Source organism: Serratia sp. NFX21 (assembly GCF_048517035.1).
In the GTDB taxonomy this organism is placed as follows: Bacteria; Pseudomonadota; Gammaproteobacteria; order Enterobacterales; family Enterobacteriaceae; genus Serratia; species Serratia quinivorans.
Genome location: NZ_CP183196.1, coordinates 4,247,758 through 4,265,131 on the forward strand (window position 1 = coordinate 4,247,758; position 17,374 = coordinate 4,265,131).

Below are 17,374 nucleotides of genomic sequence, written 5' to 3' on the forward strand. Positions count from 1 at the left end.
CCAGATCAATCAATTACCGATGGGGGGCGGAATTTTAGCCCTGCGATTTCCACTTACTCGCTATCTAGTTGATTATACAGCGGCCACCTTTTGTGACGATGGCAGCCAATTTCATGCAAAACGCTACGCATTTTAGTTGCAAAACTTATAATTTTGCTTTCGAATGAAACCCGGTGATGCTCATCGCCCGCGAGAAAAGGATGCATGATTGCTTGTTAAACGTTCAGTGACCAGCAGCCTGGCCAAGGCGCTGTTTTGCATTGTGATTTTGTCCGTGCTCTCTACCGGGCTGGCGCTAACCACCGTGGCTGACAGCCTGCGTGACGCCGAAGCGGTCAACATTGCCGGTTCGCTGCGCATGCAGAGCTACCGGCTGGCCTACGATCTCACTGGCCCGGCTCCGGAGCTGGAACAGCATCTATTACAATATCGGCAATCCCTGCAGGCCCCGGCGTTGCAGAAGTTGGATCGTTTTTACGTGCCTGCGGAAGTGCGGGAAAGGTACCTGTCTTTGCAGCATGCCTGGCAACCCTTGGCGCAGCAGATCCAGGCCGGCCAGTCGGCCGACTATCAGGCCAATATCGCCGGCTACGTTAACCAGATTGACCATTTCGTGTTGGCGCTACAGCGTTATTCCGAGCTGAAACTGACTATTGTGGCGGCCATCAGCGTGCTGGGTTTTATCGCCATCATCGGCCTGGTGCTGTTTTGCATCCGTTTTATGCGCCGTCAGGTGGTGGCACCGTTAAAGCACCTGGTGGATGCCAGCCAGCGCGTGCAACAGCGGGACTTTAACCACCCACCGCTGGATACCGCCCTGCCGAATGAGCTGGGCGTTTTGTCGCAGGCCTTTACCGCCATGTCGGGCGACCTGGCCAAGTTGTATGAGTCGCTGGAGCAGAAAGTGCAGGAGAAAACCCAACGTCTGCAACAGGCGAACAAGACGTTGGAGGTGCTGTACAACTGCTCGCAAGCACTTAACGTGCGGCAGATAGACCAGCAGGCATTTGAGAAGATCCTGCACATCGTGCGCCAAAGTGAAGATTTGCACTGCATCCGGCTAAACGTGGCGGACAGCCTCAGCGAATGGCAATTGCGCAGCGGCCGCCCTTCGCCGACGCTGGCCTGGCAATCGCTGACCATTATCCAGGGCGACAAACCGCTGGGTGAACTGAGTTGGCAGCATAAGGAACAGCCACCACATCCGCACCTGATGCAGAGCGTGGCCAATATGCTGAGTCGTGGGGTTTATTTTAACCGCGCGCAGAAACAGCATATGCAATTCTTGCTGATGGAAGAACGTGCCACCATCGCCCGCGAGCTGCACGATTCTCTGGCACAGGCGCTGTCGTTTTTGCGTATTCAGTTAACCCTGCTCAGGCGCACGCTGGCGGACAGCGCCCCTGAAGCCCAAGAGATTATTAGCGATTTTGACCAGGCGCTGGCCGACGCCTATCGCCAACTGCGCGAACTGCTGACCACCTTCCGCCTGAACATTCAGGAGGCCGATTTGAACACCGCGCTGCACCAGTTGCTGGCGCCATTAAAGGTTCTTACTGACGCACGGATTCAGTTACACTGTCGGCTTTCTTCCCAGGCGCTCAATGCCCAGCAGCAGGTGCATGCGCTACAGATTGTGCGTGAAGCGGTGCTTAACGCCATCAAACATGCCCAAGCACAGGAAATCGTCATTCGCTGCGAAATGACGGCCGAGGGTGATAACAGCATCAGCATCGCTGACGACGGTTGCGGCATCGCCAGCCTGAATGAACCTGAAGGTCATTATGGTCTGACCATCATGAGCGAGCGCGCTGCGCGACTGGGAGGAACGCTGCGCATCCAGCGGGGTGAGCCGGACGGCACGGAAGTCCGCCTGACATTCCCGCCATAAAATCAGGACTGTTCACTCTTCGTTACGGTTTAGCTGAGTCTAACGGTCTATTTCAGGATGTTCGTGGCGCCAATCGCCACTATTTTATAAGAGTCTGTCCCACTGTGAAGCGTGCTGCACGGCGCGTTTGAGTGGCTTTACTCGCTACAGGGAGCATATTTCATGGTGATGAAGAATTACCGAGTGATGATCGTCGACGACCACCCGCTGATGCGCCGCGGCATTAAACAACTGCTGGGGCTGGATCCGCTGTTTACCGTACTGGCCGAAGCCAGTAACGGCAACGAAGCCATTACGCTCGCGCTGCAACACACGCCGGACGTGATCCTGCTCGATCTGAATATGAAGGGTTTGTCCGGCCTGGACACGCTGAAAGCGCTGCGTAATGAAGGTGTGGATGCCCGTATTATCGTGCTGACGGTGTCAGACTCACGCAGCGACGTGTACGCGTTGATCGACGCCGGTGCCGACGGCTACCTGCTGAAAGACAGCGAACCGGAACAGTTGCTGGAACACATTCGTGCGGCGGCGGAAGGAAAGAACGTGATCAGCGACGCGGTGGCGGACTATCTGTCATCCCGTAGTGAACAACACGACCCCTTTGCCGAACTGACCGAACGCGAGCTGGACGTGCTGCAGGAAGTGGCGCGTGGCCTTTCCAATAAGCAGGTAGCAGCCCAGTTGCACATTTCTGAAGAGACGGTGAAAGTACATATTCGCAATATGCTGCGCAAACTGGATGTACGTTCACGCGTGGCGGCAACGGTGATGTACCTGGAGCACAAGAGTCAATAATCTCTCCCCGGCATGCCGGGGAGGCTTTATTCGATGGCGGCAAGCAGCGCCTGATGATGCTGGTGAACCCAGCCCTTGTTGATCGGTCCCCAGTTTTCCAACTGATAGAAACCGTCGTTATTACGTACGCCCTGCTGAACAAACTGCAGCTCTACCCCCAGACCGGGCAAGGCTTTCAACACGTCTTGCAGGGTCCGGCGCGGCCAGCCGGTCAGCTCCATCAGACGCGGGACGTTTGGCCGCTCGCTATGGCTGATCAGCCAGCACAGATAAAGACGACGGGCAAATACCGGGTTAATTTCCATGCCTTGCTCCTGCATTAAAGTGAGTCCTGATTATTTTTTGACAATCCCGAATACTCAGGCCATTGATTGTCATTAAATTGTCTTAATCGCGCCGTTAACGGTAATGACGGTGTAATTAGGGGTTTCTTCTACCGTTATTTACATTATCTCCTTTTTTTCTCCACGCTTTCCCCCCCCTTCACGCGTAAAGTGCATAAGTGCCGGAATCCTTCCCAGCCACTGAGAAAACGCAATTCCGATGCGTCTTAAAGATAGAACAAGTCATAACGAGGTTCGCGCTGCATGGCCAATTTTTTTATTGATCGCCCGATTTTCGCCTGGGTCCTGGCAATTATTCTTTGCCTGACCGGCGCCTTGGCGATTTTTTCCTTACCGGTGGAACAATACCCGAATCTGGCGCCGCCGAACGTTCGCATTAGCGCCACCTACCCAGGTGCTTCGGCACAGACGCTGGAAAACACCGTCACCCAGATTATCGAACAGAACATGACGGGCCTGGACAACATGATGTATATGTCGTCGCAGAGCACCAACACCGGGCGAGCCACGGTAACGCTGACCTTTGAAGCCGGTACCGACCCCAACGAGGCGATGCAGCAGGTACAAAACCAACTGCAGGCGGCGATTAAACGACTGCCGCAGGCCGTGCAGACCCAGGGCGTAACGGTATCGAAATCCGGTGATACCACGCTGATGATGGTGGCCTTCGTTTCCACCGACGGCAGCATGGACAAGCAGGACATTGCCGATTACATCGTTTCCAATCTGCAGGATCCGCTCAGCCGCATCAACGGCGTGGGCAGTATGGACGTTTACGGTTCGCAATACGCCATGCGCATCTGGCTCGATCCCAACAAACTTAACAGTTACCAGCTCACCACCCAGGACGTCGTCAGCGCGATCCAATCGCAGAACGCCCAGGTCGCCGTCGGTCAGCTCGGCGGTACACCCTCCGTCGATAAACAGGCGCTTAACGCCACCATCAATGCGCAGTCTCAGTTACAAACGCCTGAACAATTCCAAAAAATTACCCTGCGAGTCAACCAGGACGGTTCATTAGTCACGCTTGGCGATGTTGCCACCATCGAACTGGGTGGCGAAAACTATGACTATCTCAGCCGCTATAACGGCATGCAGGCCGCCGGCATGAACATCAAGCTGGCCTCCGGTGCCAATGAGTTGCAAACCGATCAGTTGGTGAAGGATAAAATCGCCGAGCTGTCGCAGTATTTCCCGCATGGGCTGGAGGCGAAGGTCGCCTATGAAACCACCCCGTTCGTGAAGGCCTCAATCAAAGACGTGGTAAAAACCCTGCTGGAAGCCATTGTGCTGGTGTTCCTGGTGATGTACCTGTTCCTGCAGAACTTCCGCGCCACGCTGATCCCGACCATCGCCGTGCCGGTAGTGTTGATGGGCACCTTTGCCATTCTTTCGGCCTGCGGATTCAGTATCAACACCCTGACCATGTTCGCCATGGTGCTGGCCATCGGGCTATTGGTGGATGACGCCATCGTGGTGGTGGAAAACGTCGAACGCGTGATGAGCGAAGAAGGCCTGTCGCCCAGGGATGCCACTCGCAAATCCATGGGGCAGATCCAGAGTGCGCTGGTCGGCATCGCCATGGTGTTGTCGGCGGTGTTTATCCCAATGGCGTTCTTCGGCGGTACCACCGGCGCCATTTACCGCCAGTTCTCGATCACCATTGTTTCTGCCATGGTACTGTCGGTGCTGGTGGCGATGATCCTCACCCCTGCCCTGTGCGCCACCCTGCTCAAACCCATTGCCAAAGGCCACCATCACGGCAAGCGCGGCTTCTTCGGCTGGTTCAACCGCATGTTCAACCGCAACGCCGACCGCTACGAGCGCGGCGTGGCGCGGGTGCTGCACTCCAGTGTGCGTTATATAGTGATTTACCTGTTACTGCTCGGCGGTATGGCGTTACTGTTTATCAAGTTGCCGACCTCCTTCCTGCCGCAGGAAGACCGTGGCGTATTCACCGTCCAGGTGCAATTGCCGCCGGGTTCAACCCTGCAGCAGACCACCAAAGTGGTGGAAAAAGTTGAACACTATTTCCTGACCAAAGAAAAACAGGACGTGCTGTCAGTGTTCTCCACCATTGGCGCCGGCCCCGGCGGGAACGGGCAGAACGTGGCACGCATGTTTATTCGCTTGAAAGACTGGGATTTGCGTACCTCCGGTGCCAACAGCTCATTCGATATCATCGATCGCGCCACCAAGGAATTTAACCAGATTATCGAGGCGCGGGTGATTGCCAGCAGTCCACCGGCGATTACCGGTCTGGGCAATTCTTCCGGCTTCGATATGGAACTCGAAGACCACGCCGGCCTGGGTCACGACAAACTGATGGCAGCACGCAATCAACTGCTGCAACTGGCCGCCGCTAACCCGTTGCTGTCCCGCGTGCGCCACAATGGCCTGGATGACAGCCCGCAGCTGCAAATTGATATTGACCAACGCAAAGCCCAGGCGCTGGGTGTTTCAATTGATGACATTAACAACACGCTGTCGACCGCCTGGGGCTCCACCTACGTTAACGACTTCGTCGACCGCGGTCGGGTGAAAAAAGTCTATGTGCAGGCCGCCGCACCGTTCCGCATGCTGCCTGGCGACATCGATAAATGGTTCGTGCGCAACAGCGCGGGTGGCATGGTGCCGTTCAGCGCCTTTGCCACCTCCCACTGGGAATATGGCTCCCCACGTCTGGAACGCTATAACGGCAGCTCAGCGCTGGAAATTGTGGGCGAAGCGGCAGAGGGTGTCAGCAGTGGTACCGCAATGGCCGAAATGGAAAAGATTGTCAGCCAGTTACCGACCGGCTTCGGTCTGGAATGGACCGCCATGTCCTACCAGGAACGCCTGTCCGGCTCGCAGGCACCGGCGTTGTATGCCATTTCGCTGTTGGTGGTGTTCCTGTGTCTGGCGGCGCTGTATGAGAGCTGGTCGATCCCGTTCTCGGTGATGCTGGTGGTGCCACTGGGCCTGATTGGTGCCGTTGCCGCTACCTGGCTGCGCGGACTGGAGAATGACGTTTACTTCCAGGTGGGGATGCTGACCATCATCGGGCTGTCGGCGAAAAACGCCATTTTGATCGTCGAATTCGCCAACGAGCTAAATCAGAAAGGTCAGGATTTGATGTCAGCCACATTGGAAGCCTCACGCATGCGCCTGCGGCCGATCCTGATGACCTCGCTGGCCTTTATCTTCGGCGTACTGCCGATGACCATCAGCAGTGGGGCCGGCTCAGGCAGCCAGCATGCGGTGGGTACCGGGGTAATGGGCGGTATGATTTCCGCCACCATGCTGGCAATTTACTTCGTACCGCTGTTCTTTGTGCTGGTTCGCCGCCGCTTCCCAGGCAAGCCGGCAGCCACCGCCAAAGCGCAAGACGTCGCGCAATAGCAGGCAAAAAAAGCAGCGTCGGGAAACCGATGCTGCTTTATCTCGAACGAGTGTCTCGTTCCCAGGGTGCTTTAATCACGAACAAATAAACCAACCTTGTTATCAACCTCAACGCAGTGTCAGTTGCCTAACATCTCTTCGATGAAGTCTTTCCAGTTTCCCAACTCACGATCAACCATAATAATTTACAACCTCAATTAATAGACGAAGCGAATTCTACGCCTGTTTTTTGAGCAAGTGAAGAGTTTCGGGAACGATGCCACCCACGAAAACCGGGGATAGTGCACATTTTCGTATTTATCTGATCAATGGATATTCCCGACTATTCCCTTCCGGTATTAACTCATCGAATCAGCGGCAGAAAAGATCTAACCCGGCCGCAGTTGGCAAGCGGCCGGGTAATTTACTCGGCAAAAGTTAGAAATCGACACGTAAGCCGAGGTTATAACGGCGGCCTTCCAACTGCGGATATTCTCCCCAACTGGTGGTGCGTTTTGGCGCACTATCGAAAATGTTGTACACGCCCGCCATCACCTGAGTGTGTTTGTCGAAGTGGTAAATTACCCCGCTATCGAGCAAAGCATAAGCGCCATAGCGGGTATGGTCGCCGGTCTCCTCATTGCGGCTGCGATAATTGACTTTGGACCAGACGTCCAGCGCCGATGTCGCTGCCCACTTGGCGGATAAGTTGGCCATGTGTTTCGGGAAGTCATTCAGGGCATAACCCTTATTAACGCCGTTTTTCTGTTCGCTTTTGTTGAAGGTGTAGTTGGCGCTAAAACTCAGAAGATCCGTGGCCTGCCAGTCTGCGTTAAGCTCAAGACCGTAGACGTTGGCCTTGCCAATATTGAAATACTTATCGATGGATTCTGCGCTATACCCGTTAACCACGCAGGGGTGGTTCGCGCTCGCTTCACAGATATTCACCTCCGCGATCTTGTCCTTGAAGTCGGTATAAAACACCGTTGCGTCAAAAGAAAGATCGCGATTGTTGTTCCAGTACAGCCCCAGTTCGGTGTTCAGGCTGGTTTCCGGTTTCAACTCGCTGTTGCCCACCGACAGATAGGGATAAGGCGGGTTACTGCCACGCGGCGTAATGAATTGATCGGAGTTTTCCCGCAGCGACGGTTTTTTATAGCCGGAAGAAACACCGCCCTTCAGCGCCCAGGCTGAATCGAGGATCCAGTTGCCATAGAGTTTCGGGCTAATGTGGGTGCCAAAGTAGTTGTCGCGATCCATACGCGCCGAGGTAGTCAGTGAAAAATCATCAATATTCCATTGTCCTTCGGCGAACAGCGCCCAGCCGTCGCGCGAGATTTTGGTGACAGGCTCAATCCCTGGCGCCCGCTTGCTGTCAGCATAGAAATCGTCATTCAGCGTTTCACGGCTGTAGTTGGCGCCAAGGGTCAGGTTGTGCTCACCCAGGCTTAGCTTGGCCTGGCTGTTCAGCACATAATTCTCGCTCTGAATATGCTGTGGCGCCAGCGTGCTGGTGTGGAAGGTCGACTCACCTTTTTCGTACTGGAAATAGCTGGTGGTGGCCACGCTATCTTCCGCATACCAACCCGAGTGGGTCAGGCTCAGGGCGTCACGATCAAAATCCCAACCCCAGGGCGTACCGCCACCTTTTTCCGTCCGGCTACGTTTTTTCTCCCCTTTAACCAGGTTCAGATCGAACAAATTGGTCTCATTGGCGGCAAAGCCGAGCGTCATGTCGATCGACTTTTTGTTGTTCTTGCTGAACGAGTTGGGTTTTTCGTCCTCGCGTCGATCGAGATAATCTGCCGACAGGCTGAGTCCCAGAACATCGGGTACCAGTGGGCCCATCAGGAACAGGTTGGTCTGTTGGGTATTACCGAACTCCTGATGTTGTTGCAGGAAACTGTTTGCAGCGATCGAGCCCATCCATTCTCGTACGCCAAACGGCTTTTTGGTAATGACGTTGACCACGCCGCCGATGGAGTCCGAGCCGTACAGCGATGACATCGGGCCACGGATCACCTCAATACGATCGATGGCCGCCACCGGCGGTAAAAAGCCGGCTTCAGTGCCGACATTCTGGCCATAGGGACGGGATTCGCCGGTATTCTGCTTGATGCTGTTGACCATGAACGAGGTGTAACTCGAGTCCATACCGCGGATCATAACGTCGCCGGAAACCTCAGTGCCGGCACCATTGCTGACCGACACGCCAGAAATATCCTGAACCGCTTCGGCCACATCGTGGCTGTTCTGCTTCTCGAGCGTCTTTTGATCGATAACCGAAATGCTGGCCGGGGCATATTTCTTGTTCTGCTTGAATCCGGAAGCGGTGACCACCAGTTGGTCTTCCTGCGAGGCGTTATTTTTCTGCTCTGCCTCCCCTTCCTGCGCATAAGCCTGAGGGGCAATAATCAATACCAGCGCCATCGCTCTGGCTATTTGGCTGCGTTTTCCCATGAAGTGTTGATCAATCATAACTATTCCTAATAAAACCTGTTTCCGATTGGTGTTGTAGCCCGCAAAGCATCCAAAAACGGCGGCGTAACAAGAAGTGAGTGGCCAATACCTGCCCACTGCGCACATCACCGGATAACCCCTGTTGATAGTATTTTTATTTACAGTTCTTAACAGTTGGCGGCGAATATAGCGGATATTTTCCCGCATTAAAACGAAATGAAAATCATTACACTCATTAAACAAACGAGAAACAAGATCGCTTAACAAGCCTAATTTATAAGGATTAACGAATAAATTACTTATATTTCAAATACAAACACAACTATCACCATATGATTAATTAAATGATATTGATATTAATTATCAATATCATTAGCATCCTTGAATCGTAAACTGATGTAAAGGAATGTATATGAAATTATCCCTGTTCACCCCAGGCAAAGGTTTCTCTTTCAGCACCCTGACTTCCGCCATGCTGCTGCTGTCTTGCTCAACGCTGGCGGCTGAGCTGCCAGAAAGCCATTTCCAAACCAAACCGGTGGGATACGGCCTGTATGAGCTGGCATTTGATGGCCAAAACAACAGCCTGTTTGCCGCTTCTACCCCTTCATTCGCCAAAGATAAAAACAGCGGCATTGTCTACCGCATCAATCCGGCCACGCTGGCCACCGAGGGGAAGATCGTTACCCAACGCCGCGCCTTCGCCACCGCGCTGGATGAAGAACGCCATGTCTTGTACATCGGCAACACCGTGGATGGTTCAGTAACGATGATCGATACCCAGAGCGGTAAAGAACTCGCTACCGTCCAGCTCAGTGAAAGCATGAAAGAAGACCAATTCGTCCCGACGCGTGAAATGGTGCTCGATAAGAAAAATCAGCGTTTGTATGTCTCTGGTACTTCGAAGAAAGGCGTACTGTGGGTGATCGATACCGCCAAACGGGAAAAAATTGCCACCATCAGCGACGTTGGGGAATACCCTACCGGTCTTGCTCTGGACACCGAACGTGGCCATATCTACTGCGTTAACGGCGGCGGTGAACTGATTACCCTGGACGCCACCAGCCACAAAATCCTCAAGCGTCTGGTGGTGGAACCCACTAAAAAACACTTCTTCTTGAATATCAGCCTGGACAGCAAAACCGGCCGTGTCTTCCTCACCGATCCTGACCTGCCGAAGGTGCTGGTTGTCGATATCAACAGCGGCAAAATCCTGCACCAGATTGAGGTGATCAACTCTCTGGCCGTGCTGTTCAACCCGGCACGCAGCGAAATCTACATCTCGCACCGCGAGGCCAAACGCATCAGCATCGTGGACAGCAATAGCTACCAGGTCAAAAACAGCATCCTCACCACCGCACTGCCTAACAGCCTGGCCCTTTCTGCGGACGGCAATACCCTCTTTGCCAGCATCAAGCAGTCCAAGGAAGAGATGGAGAAAAAGCAGGATTATCTGCTCAAGATTAATCTCGGCGAACTATGAGGCAGGTAATGACGAGTTTTATGATTCGCCTCTCCGGTGGCGCACTGCTGTGCCTGCCGGTGATGGTGGCGCAGGCTACGGGGGCCGAGCAGGCTCCCCGCCCACAGAAAGAAGAAACCCTGGAGGTGGTCGCTTCGCCGTTCAGCGATGACGGCAGCACCGAGAACACCGGCTCCTACACCACCAGCCAGATGACCACCGCGACCGGCTTGCCGCTGAGCATCAAGGATACGCCGCAGTCGGTTTCGGTCATCACCCGCCAGCAAATTGACGATATCAACGCTTATTCGCTGAAGGATATTCTGCGCTGGTCCACCGGCGTCAGCGAGAGTAACTACGATAGCGAACGCTCCTCGTTCAATTACCGCGGTTTTAGCGTCGATAATTATCAATACGACGGCGTGCCCACCTTCTTTGATTCCGGCTATTCCGGCGGTGAGTCAGAAATTGACTCGATCACCCTCGATCATGTCGAAATCGTCCGGGGTGCCGCCGGTTTGCTGAACGGCGTCGGTAATCCGGGGGCGGCCATCAACCTGGTCAGAAAGAAAGCCTCCAGCCTTTCGCCTTTTGCCCGCGTCGAACTCTCCGCCGGTTCCTGGGATCACTACCGCACCACGGTCGATGTCGGCACACCGCTCAACGACGAAGGCACCGTCCGGGTACGCGTCGCGGCCGCCGGCGAACGCAGTCACTCGTTTATGGACAGGCATCAGGAACGTAAAGGCACTATCTATGGCACGCTGGAAGCCGATCTGAGCAGCGATACGTTGCTGCGGCTGGGGGCGGATTATCAGCAAAACCGGCCTAAAGCCTCCACCTGGGGCGGTGCCCTGCCGACCGGTTGGTTCAGCGACGGCAGCGAGATCAATTGGGATCGCCACTACAGTGGCGCCTCTGACTGGTCGAGCTGGGATACCACGCTCAGCACCCAGTTCGCGACGCTGGAGCACCAGTTCGATAACGACTGGAAAGGCGTGGCTAACTACACCCATAGCCGTCAGGCTTTCGATGCCAAAATGGCGATGAGTCTTGGTGGGCTGATCGATCCCGATACCTGGGCGGTGAAACCTTCAAGCCCTTATGCCGGGCGTTATGAGGGTTACCGCGATCAGCATGCGGTCGACCTGAAACTGAACGGTGATTTCAGCCTGCTGGGCCGCAACCACAAATTTGTGGTGGGCAGTTCTTCCGCCTGGCAGCACAGTTACAGCACCTATCGTAGTGCCAGCGCCTCACAACTGTTTAGCGGCAGCTTACTGGACTGGAACGGTGGCCTGGGTGAACCCGAGTGGTCGGACAAAATGCCACAGATGGATTACCGCACGCGGCAAATCGGCTTCTACAGCAGCGCTGACTTTTCGCTAACCGACCGTCTGGATCTGGTGCTCGGTGCCCGCTTCAACAGCTTTAAAAACACCACGACTACCACCGCAAACAAAGTCACGCCGTTCGTCGGCACGGTTTATAAGTTGACCGATCAGGTCTCTGCCTATGCCAGCTACACCGACATCTTCAAGGATCAGAACCTGCTCGACAGCAGCGGCCACTATCTGGCACCGATCGAAGGGGTGAACAAAGAGGTGGGTATCAAAGCCGCGTTGCTCAATGACCGGCTCAACCTGTCGCTGTCGGCATTCCGCATCACGCAGGACAACCTGGGCGTGCTGGACGAAGACACCGCCAATCTGGACTGGCTGCAGCAGACCTATCATGAGAGCCAGGGTGCCACCAGCAAGGGCATCGAGTTCGAACTGAACGGTGAGCTGGCCCAGGGCTGGAACGCGCAGTTTGGCATCACGCACTTCTCGTTGAAGGACAAGGATAAGGTTGATCTCAACACCGAGCAGCCGCGCACGCGCATCAACCTGTTCACCACCTACCAACTGACGGGTGCCTTGCGCGACCTGACGCTGGGCGGCGGCGCACGCTGGCAGAGCAAGGTTTACGCCAACGTTAGCGGGGCCGATAACGGTGAAATGGTGCAGCGCAAAGCCGAGCAAGGATCTTATGTCCTGGTCGATGCAATGGCACGCTACAGGCTAACGCCGCAAACCTCGGTGCAACTTAACCTGAACAACGTTTTCGACCAGAAATACTACTCGCAGGTTAATTTCTACAGTACCCGTAACTATGGCGAACCGCGTAACTTCATGCTTACGCTCAAACACGAGTTCTGATCATCCGCAGTAAAACTGGCCCCGGATCGCGGGGCCAACCTTCCCTCTGTAATGCCTTATCCCTTGTGCGATGAATTCTTCCGTAGTAGCGTGCAAAAGATACAAAAACCTTACTCACCCAAGGCCATATGATGTCTCCTACGCTGACCATCGAACAATTGAAAGAGTTGGGCCGCTATCAGGAAGCGACCGAACTGGCGCAACAACAGTTACTGCAACAACCGGAAGCCGCCGGACTGCACTACCAATTGGCTTGCCTGTACGACGTTCAGGGGTTTGAGCAGCAGGCCATTCCCTGCTACCTCGCGGCACTGGCGCGCAATTTGCCGGCGACGCAGCGGCAGGAAGCCTGGCTTGGCCTGGGCAGTACCTACCGGGCGCTAGGCTTGTACCAGCAGTCGCTGGCCGCCTTCGACGACGGGTTGAGCGAGTTCCCGCAGGCCAAAGAACTCACGCTGTTCCGCGCCATGACGCTGTATAACCTGGGTGAAACCAAACAGGCGGTAGCGGATCTGCTGTTACTGCTGGCGGAAACTTCCTCGCATAGCGACATCAGCAGTTACCAGCGTGCGATCCGTCAATACGCCGCCGATCTGGATCGGATTGGCTAAGTGAGGCTGATATGGAAATAGTGACTGACCCGAACCGCTACGGCGTCGACTGGCTGCAGTTGGCCGGGCTACTGGAAACCGCCGGATTGGGCCAGCGCGATCCGCAGGTATTGCAGCGCGTTTATCAGCACAGCCAATTTTGCTACTGGGGCTACCTGGATGGCCAGTTGATCGCCACCGCCCATGCCATTAGCGACATGACTTCGGTTGCCTATCTGGCCGACGTAGCCCTGCATCCGGATTTTCAGGGCCGGGGATTGGGACGACAATTGATGGATCGGGTGATGCAGGATCTGGCCCCGCTCGGCAAAGTGTTTATCTACTCGGTACCCGACAAGCTGGAGTTCTACAAAAAGTATCACTTCCGTGAGCTGACCACCGGCATGGTCTATGCCGATAGCGCAGCTTTAGAGCGACTGCAGCACAATGGTTATGTCCGCTGAAAAAACCTTAAAGGAATTCCCCATTGCACATTAAAAATCGGCTGTCTCCGCAGGACTGTGCGGACATGAATGATATTCGCGCTGAAATAGACATGATGGATGAAAACATCATTAAGCTGATCGCCCGGCGCTTCGCCTACGTACAGGCGGCAGCCAAATTCAAGACCAGCCCCGATACGGTGCGCGCCAAAGAGCGCTTTGAGGCCATGCTGTTGCAAAGACGAGTCTGGGCCGATGAGCAAGGTTTAAGTCCGGAGGTGATAGAAAAAATGTATCGCGACCTGGTCAATTATTTTATCAGCGAAGAAATGAAACATTGGTCCCAGGCTCAGGGCGAAAAGTGAATCCAACAAGGGAACCTGCAAAATATGTCTGACTCATCCTGGCTGGTAGAAACCGAACTGAAAAGCGAAAGTATCAGCCTTATTCCGCTACGTAAAAAACATGCGCCACAGCTGATTGAAGCGGCTACAGACGGGAGCCTCTGGGAACTTTGGTTTACTTCGGTGCCCACTGAAGACAGCGTGGAAGACTATATCGACCTGGCTTTAAGTGAACAGCTTGCCGGGCGGGCATTGCCGTTCGCTGTTGTCCACAACGCCACGCAAAAAATCATCGGAACCACCCGGGTTTGTCATGCTGACGGGCAAAATCGTCGTGTTGAAATTGGCTATACCTGGTATGCCAAAAGCCATCAGAAAACCGCCGTCAACACCGAATGCAAACTGTTGCTACTCGGTTATCTGTTTGAATCTCTCGCGGTGATTGCCGTTGAGTTTCGCACCCATTGGCATAATCACGTTTCCAGAGCAGCTATCGCGCGCCTGGGGGCCAAGCAGGACGGCGTACTGAGGAATCACCAGAAAAATGCGGATGGCAGCTATCGAGATACGGTAGTTTTTTCCATCATCGACCACGAATGGCCGATGGTGAAAAAAAGCCTGAGTTATAAATTACTTAAGGCCGGAGAATAATTTCCGGCCAGTCATCTACAGCGTCTTCATCATAAAGACTCGGCTGGTGCCTGCCGGCAGACAGGGCACCTCACCAAAGCGCGTCCAGCCGTTCAACTCATAAAACTTTGGTGCCTGAAAGCTGATGGTGTACAACACCGCGGAAACGCAGCCCCTGCGCCGCCCTTCCAATTCGAAACGACGCAGCAACTCACTGCCCAATCCTGAGCCACGTAGCGATTTTGGCAGATGAAACAGATCGACAAACAGCATGCCCAACGATGAACGCCCGCTAATGCCGCCCAGCACCTCGCCGCTGTTCGGGTCTCTCACCACCACCGCCAACGGGCGACGATCGTTGGTGCCGGTAACTTCATCGTTATATTGATTCAGCCCTTCTGCAATCAGCGCTTCTATTTCGTCAATGCCGCTTTCGGTAACTTCAATTCGGTAATTTTCCATGGTCTTCTTCTATGTAGGGTAACTGAGTAGCACATTGAGATTAGCAAAAAAGCACCGTAATAAACGCGATCGGGATTTTTTCAGCTTTCCCCGGTCTTTCAGACCATTGTACGGTGGAACTCCCCGCCATTTTTCGGCATGCTGGTCGCTGGCATTTATTTCACCGCCACCGGCGGTTTACCACCGGCCCCATGCGCCGGTGTCAGGTTGCAGAGAAGGTTCTTACTCCATGACGTTGACCATGTACGGCATCAAAAATTGTGACACCATCAAAAAAGCACGCCGCTGGCTGGAAGAACAGGGTGTGGCTTATCAATTTCACGACTACCGCGCCGACGGGCTGGACGAACAGCAACTGCGCGGCTTTGTCGAACGTCTCGGTTGGGAACCGCTGCTCAATACCCGCGGTACCACCTGGCGCAAGCTGGATGAAGCACAGCGCAGCGCCTGCAACAATGCCGATGCCGCCATCGCGTTGATGCTGGCACAGCCGGCGATCATCAAACGCCCACTGCTGGACGACGGCAACGGGCACGCCCTGCTCGGCTTCAGCGCCGAAGGCTACCAGCAATTTATTTCCGAGGTGGCAGCATGACTTGCCCGGTTATCGAACTGGCTCAACAGCTGATCAAGCGCCCGTCGTTCAGCCCGCACGATGAAGGCTGTCAGGCACTGATGATTGAACGTCTGGAAGCCATTGGTTTTACCGTTGAGCCAATGCCTTTCGGTGATACCCTGAATTTCTGGGCCTGGCGTGGCGAAGGCCAAACCCTGGCGTTTGCCGGCCACACCGACGTCGTGCCAACCGGCGACGAAAAACGCTGGGACAACCCGCCGTTTGAGCCGACCATCCGCGACGGCATGCTGTATGGCCGTGGTGCGGCAGACATGAAAGGCTCGCTGGCGGCAATGGTCGTGGCGGCCGAACGTTTCGTCGCGGCCAACCCGCATCATCAGGGCCGTTTGGCATTCCTGATCACCTCCGATGAAGAAGCCAGCGCGACCCACGGCACGGTGAAAGTGGTGGAAGCGCTGATGGCGCGCAATGAGCGCCTGGATTATTGCCTGGTCGGTGAGCCGTCCAGTACCGAACGCGTCGGCGACGTGGTGAAGAACGGGCGTCGCGGCTCAATCACCGCCAACCTGCACATTCACGGCATTCAGGGCCACGTTGCCTACCCACATCTGGCGGATAACCCGGTGCACCGCGCCATGCCTGCCCTCAATGAGCTGGTGGCGATCGAGTGGGATCGCGGCAATGAATTCTTCCCGCCGACCAGCATGCAGATTGCTAACGTGCAGGCCGGTACCGGCAGCAACAACGTGATCCCGGGCGAGATGTTCGTTCAGTTCAACTTCCGCTTTAGTACCGAATCGACCGACGCGACGATCAAACAGCGCGTAGAGGAACTGCTTGAGCGCCACCAGTTGAACTACAGCATCGAATGGCGCCTGTCGGGCCAGCCGTTTCTGACTGCACGTGGCGCGCTGGTGGATGCGGTGGTTAACGCCGTCGAACACTACTCTGAGCTGACGCCGCAGTTGCTGACCACCGGGGGCACCTCAGACGGCCGCTTTATCGCCCAGATGGGCGCGCAGGTGGTTGAGCTGGGGCCAGTCAACGCGACTATCCATAAGGTCAACGAATGCGTACACGCGGCCGATTTGCAACTACTGAGCCGTATGTACCAGCGCATCATGGAGCAATTGGTCGCATGATCACACCGGAAATGTTGACCGGCTGCTCAACCGAGCATCTGGCACCGCTGAGCGGTAACCACCGGCTGCAGCCCGCCGCGGTAGCTGCATTCCTCGCCATGCAACAGGCGGCGCTGGAGGCCGGTTTTGATCTGCAGCCCGCCAGCACATTTCGTGATTTTGGCCGGCAACAGGCGATCTGGAATGGAAAATTCTGCGGCGAGCGCCCAGTATTAGATAAGGACAGTCAGCCAATCGACATCACGCTGCTGTCCACCGGCGAACTTTGCGAAGCGATCCTGCGCTGGTCGGCCTTGCCGGGCGCCAGTCGCCATCACTGGGGCAGCGATCTGGATGTCTACGATCCTTCACTCTTGCCTGCCGGGCAAAAACTGCAGCTGGAGCCCTGGGAATACCAACAAGGCGGCTATTTTTATCCACTCAATCAGTGGATGACGAAACATATGGCCGAATTTGGCTTTTACCGGCCGTTCACCGAAGAGGGTGACGGCGTGGCGGTAGAGCCCTGGCATCTAAGCTACCGTCCGCTGGCGCTTGAAGCCGAGCATCTGCTGACGCCGGAGCTGCTGCTGGCGGCCTGGAAAAATAAGGACGTCGCCGGTGCCCAATGGCTTGAAGAGCATTTGCCATCGCTATTTTCGCGTTTTATACGCCCTGAAGGAAAGGAGTGAAT

16 protein-coding genes are annotated in these 17,374 nt (G+C 55.1%); 12 read left to right on the forward strand and 4 right to left on the reverse strand.

Annotated features, from left to right (window positions below; genetic code table 11):
• The first annotated feature begins 208 nt into the window (after nt 1-208).
• Both narQ and narL read left to right on the forward strand, forming a co-directional pair.
• Nucleotides 209-1,891, forward strand: coding sequence for a nitrate/nitrite two-component system sensor histidine kinase NarQ (narQ, locus tag ACNT1W_RS19890; protein WP_419246049.1), 1,683 nt, complete (start codon nt 209-211; stop codon nt 1,889-1,891).
• A gap of 162 nt (nt 1,892-2,053) precedes the next feature.
• The gene (gene narL, locus ACNT1W_RS19895; protein WP_017893609.1) at nt 2,054-2,686 is read left to right on the forward strand and encodes a two-component system response regulator NarL; all 633 of its coding nucleotides are present in this window, start codon (nt 2,054-2,056) and stop codon (nt 2,684-2,686) included.
• Between the two features lie 26 nt (nt 2,687-2,712).
• Here the strand turns inward: narL and ACNT1W_RS19900 are convergent, their stop codons facing one another.
• Entirely contained in the window at nt 2,713-2,991 is a 279-nt protein-coding gene (locus ACNT1W_RS19900; protein WP_017893610.1) for a winged helix-turn-helix domain-containing protein, read from the reverse strand.
• A 282-nt stretch (nt 2,992-3,273) separates the two neighbouring features.
• On the opposite strand from ACNT1W_RS19900, the gene acrD reads away from it, so the two are divergent.
• Nucleotides 3,274-6,411 carry a multidrug efflux RND transporter permease AcrD gene (gene acrD / locus ACNT1W_RS19905; protein WP_419246050.1) on the forward strand — a complete coding sequence of 1,046 codons (3,138 nt, stop codon included), beginning with the start codon at nt 3,274-3,276 and terminating at the stop codon, nt 6,409-6,411.
• A 119-nt stretch (nt 6,412-6,530) separates the two neighbouring features.
• On the opposite strand, the gene ypfM is transcribed toward acrD, so the two are convergent.
• Entirely contained in the window at nt 6,531-6,590 is a 60-nt protein-coding gene (gene ypfM / locus ACNT1W_RS19910; RefSeq protein WP_112349006.1) for a protein YpfM, read from the reverse strand.
• Nucleotides 6,591-6,828: 238 nt separating this feature from the next.
• Complete coding sequence (locus tag ACNT1W_RS19915; RefSeq protein WP_049767923.1) at nt 6,829-8,868, reverse strand: TonB-dependent receptor domain-containing protein; 2,040 nt, start codon at nt 8,866-8,868, stop codon at nt 6,829-6,831.
• Nucleotides 8,869-9,262: 394 nt separating this feature from the next.
• On the opposite strand from ACNT1W_RS19915, the gene ACNT1W_RS19920 reads away from it, so the two are divergent.
• The 6 genes from ACNT1W_RS19920 (at nt 9,263) to ACNT1W_RS19945 (ending at nt 14,541) form a co-directional block, all read left to right on the forward strand.
• Nucleotides 9,263-10,333, forward strand: coding sequence for a YncE family protein (locus ACNT1W_RS19920; protein WP_115184065.1), 1,071 nt, complete (start codon nt 9,263-9,265; stop codon nt 10,331-10,333).
• Between the two features lie 8 nt (nt 10,334-10,341).
• Nucleotides 10,342-12,513, forward strand: a complete 2,172-nt coding sequence (locus ACNT1W_RS19925; protein WP_259191019.1) for a TonB-dependent siderophore receptor — start codon at nt 10,342-10,344, stop codon at nt 12,511-12,513.
• A gap of 131 nt (nt 12,514-12,644) precedes the next feature.
• On the forward strand, nt 12,645-13,124 hold the full coding sequence (locus ACNT1W_RS19930) for a tetratricopeptide repeat protein (protein WP_017893615.1): 480 nt from the start codon (nt 12,645-12,647) through the stop codon (nt 13,122-13,124).
• Between the two features lie 11 nt (nt 13,125-13,135).
• A complete protein-coding gene (locus ACNT1W_RS19935; RefSeq protein WP_129936921.1) occupies nt 13,136-13,567 on the forward strand; it encodes a GNAT family N-acetyltransferase in 432 nt (143 codons plus the stop codon).
• A gap of 23 nt (nt 13,568-13,590) precedes the next feature.
• Nucleotides 13,591-13,911 (forward strand): isochorismate lyase, encoded by a 321-nt coding sequence (locus tag ACNT1W_RS19940; RefSeq protein ID WP_115184062.1) that lies wholly within the window; start codon nt 13,591-13,593, stop codon nt 13,909-13,911.
• A 24-nt stretch (nt 13,912-13,935) separates the two neighbouring features.
• A complete protein-coding gene (locus ACNT1W_RS19945; RefSeq protein WP_419246051.1) occupies nt 13,936-14,541 on the forward strand; it encodes a GNAT family N-acetyltransferase in 606 nt (201 codons plus the stop codon).
• A gap of 15 nt (nt 14,542-14,556) precedes the next feature.
• On the opposite strand, the gene ACNT1W_RS19950 is transcribed toward ACNT1W_RS19945, so the two are convergent.
• Nucleotides 14,557-14,982 (reverse strand): GNAT family N-acetyltransferase, encoded by a 426-nt coding sequence (locus tag ACNT1W_RS19950; protein ID WP_012146211.1) that lies wholly within the window; start codon nt 14,980-14,982, stop codon nt 14,557-14,559.
• 229 nt (nt 14,983-15,211) lie between these two features.
• On the opposite strand from ACNT1W_RS19950, the gene ACNT1W_RS19955 reads away from it, so the two are divergent.
• From ACNT1W_RS19955 to ACNT1W_RS19965, 3 genes are read left to right on the forward strand one after another with little or no spacing between them, the layout of a single operon-like run.
• A complete protein-coding gene (locus tag ACNT1W_RS19955; RefSeq protein ID WP_012146212.1) occupies nt 15,212-15,577 on the forward strand; it encodes an ArsC family reductase in 366 nt (121 codons plus the stop codon).
• Complete coding sequence (gene dapE / locus ACNT1W_RS19960) at nt 15,574-16,701, forward strand: succinyl-diaminopimelate desuccinylase (protein ID WP_419246052.1); 1,128 nt, start codon at nt 15,574-15,576, stop codon at nt 16,699-16,701. Before ACNT1W_RS19955 ends, dapE begins: the two co-directional genes overlap by 4 nt.
• A complete protein-coding gene (locus ACNT1W_RS19965; protein ID WP_012146214.1) occupies nt 16,698-17,372 on the forward strand; it encodes a M15 family metallopeptidase in 675 nt (224 codons plus the stop codon). Before dapE ends, ACNT1W_RS19965 begins: the two co-directional genes overlap by 4 nt.
• Nucleotides 17,373-17,374: the final 2 nt, after the last annotated feature.

Coding starts and splice junctions, on each gene's coding strand:
- ACNT1W_RS19900 (WP_017893610.1), bottom strand. CDS start 2,991: ATGGAAATTAACCCGGTATTTGCCCGTCGTCTTTATCTGTGCTGGCTG.
- dapE (WP_419246052.1), top strand. CDS start 15,574: ATGACTTGCCCGGTTATCGAACTGGCTCAACAGCTGATCAAGCGCCCG.
- ACNT1W_RS19920 (WP_115184065.1), top strand. CDS start 9,263: ATGAAATTATCCCTGTTCACCCCAGGCAAAGGTTTCTCTTTCAGCACC.
- acrD (WP_419246050.1), top strand. CDS start 3,274: ATGGCCAATTTTTTTATTGATCGCCCGATTTTCGCCTGGGTCCTGGCA.
- ACNT1W_RS19915 (WP_049767923.1), bottom strand. CDS start 8,868: ATGATTGATCAACACTTCATGGGAAAACGCAGCCAAATAGCCAGAGCG.
- ACNT1W_RS19925 (WP_259191019.1), top strand. CDS start 10,342: ATGACGAGTTTTATGATTCGCCTCTCCGGTGGCGCACTGCTGTGCCTG.
- ACNT1W_RS19965 (WP_012146214.1), top strand. CDS start 16,698: ATGATCACACCGGAAATGTTGACCGGCTGCTCAACCGAGCATCTGGCA.
- ACNT1W_RS19935 (WP_129936921.1), top strand. CDS start 13,136: ATGGAAATAGTGACTGACCCGAACCGCTACGGCGTCGACTGGCTGCAG.
- ACNT1W_RS19930 (WP_017893615.1), top strand. CDS start 12,645: ATGTCTCCTACGCTGACCATCGAACAATTGAAAGAGTTGGGCCGCTAT.
- ACNT1W_RS19945 (WP_419246051.1), top strand. CDS start 13,936: ATGTCTGACTCATCCTGGCTGGTAGAAACCGAACTGAAAAGCGAAAGT.
- ACNT1W_RS19955 (WP_012146212.1), top strand. CDS start 15,212: ATGACGTTGACCATGTACGGCATCAAAAATTGTGACACCATCAAAAAA.
- narL (WP_017893609.1), top strand. CDS start 2,054: ATGGTGATGAAGAATTACCGAGTGATGATCGTCGACGACCACCCGCTG.
- ACNT1W_RS19950 (WP_012146211.1), bottom strand. CDS start 14,982: ATGGAAAATTACCGAATTGAAGTTACCGAAAGCGGCATTGACGAAATA.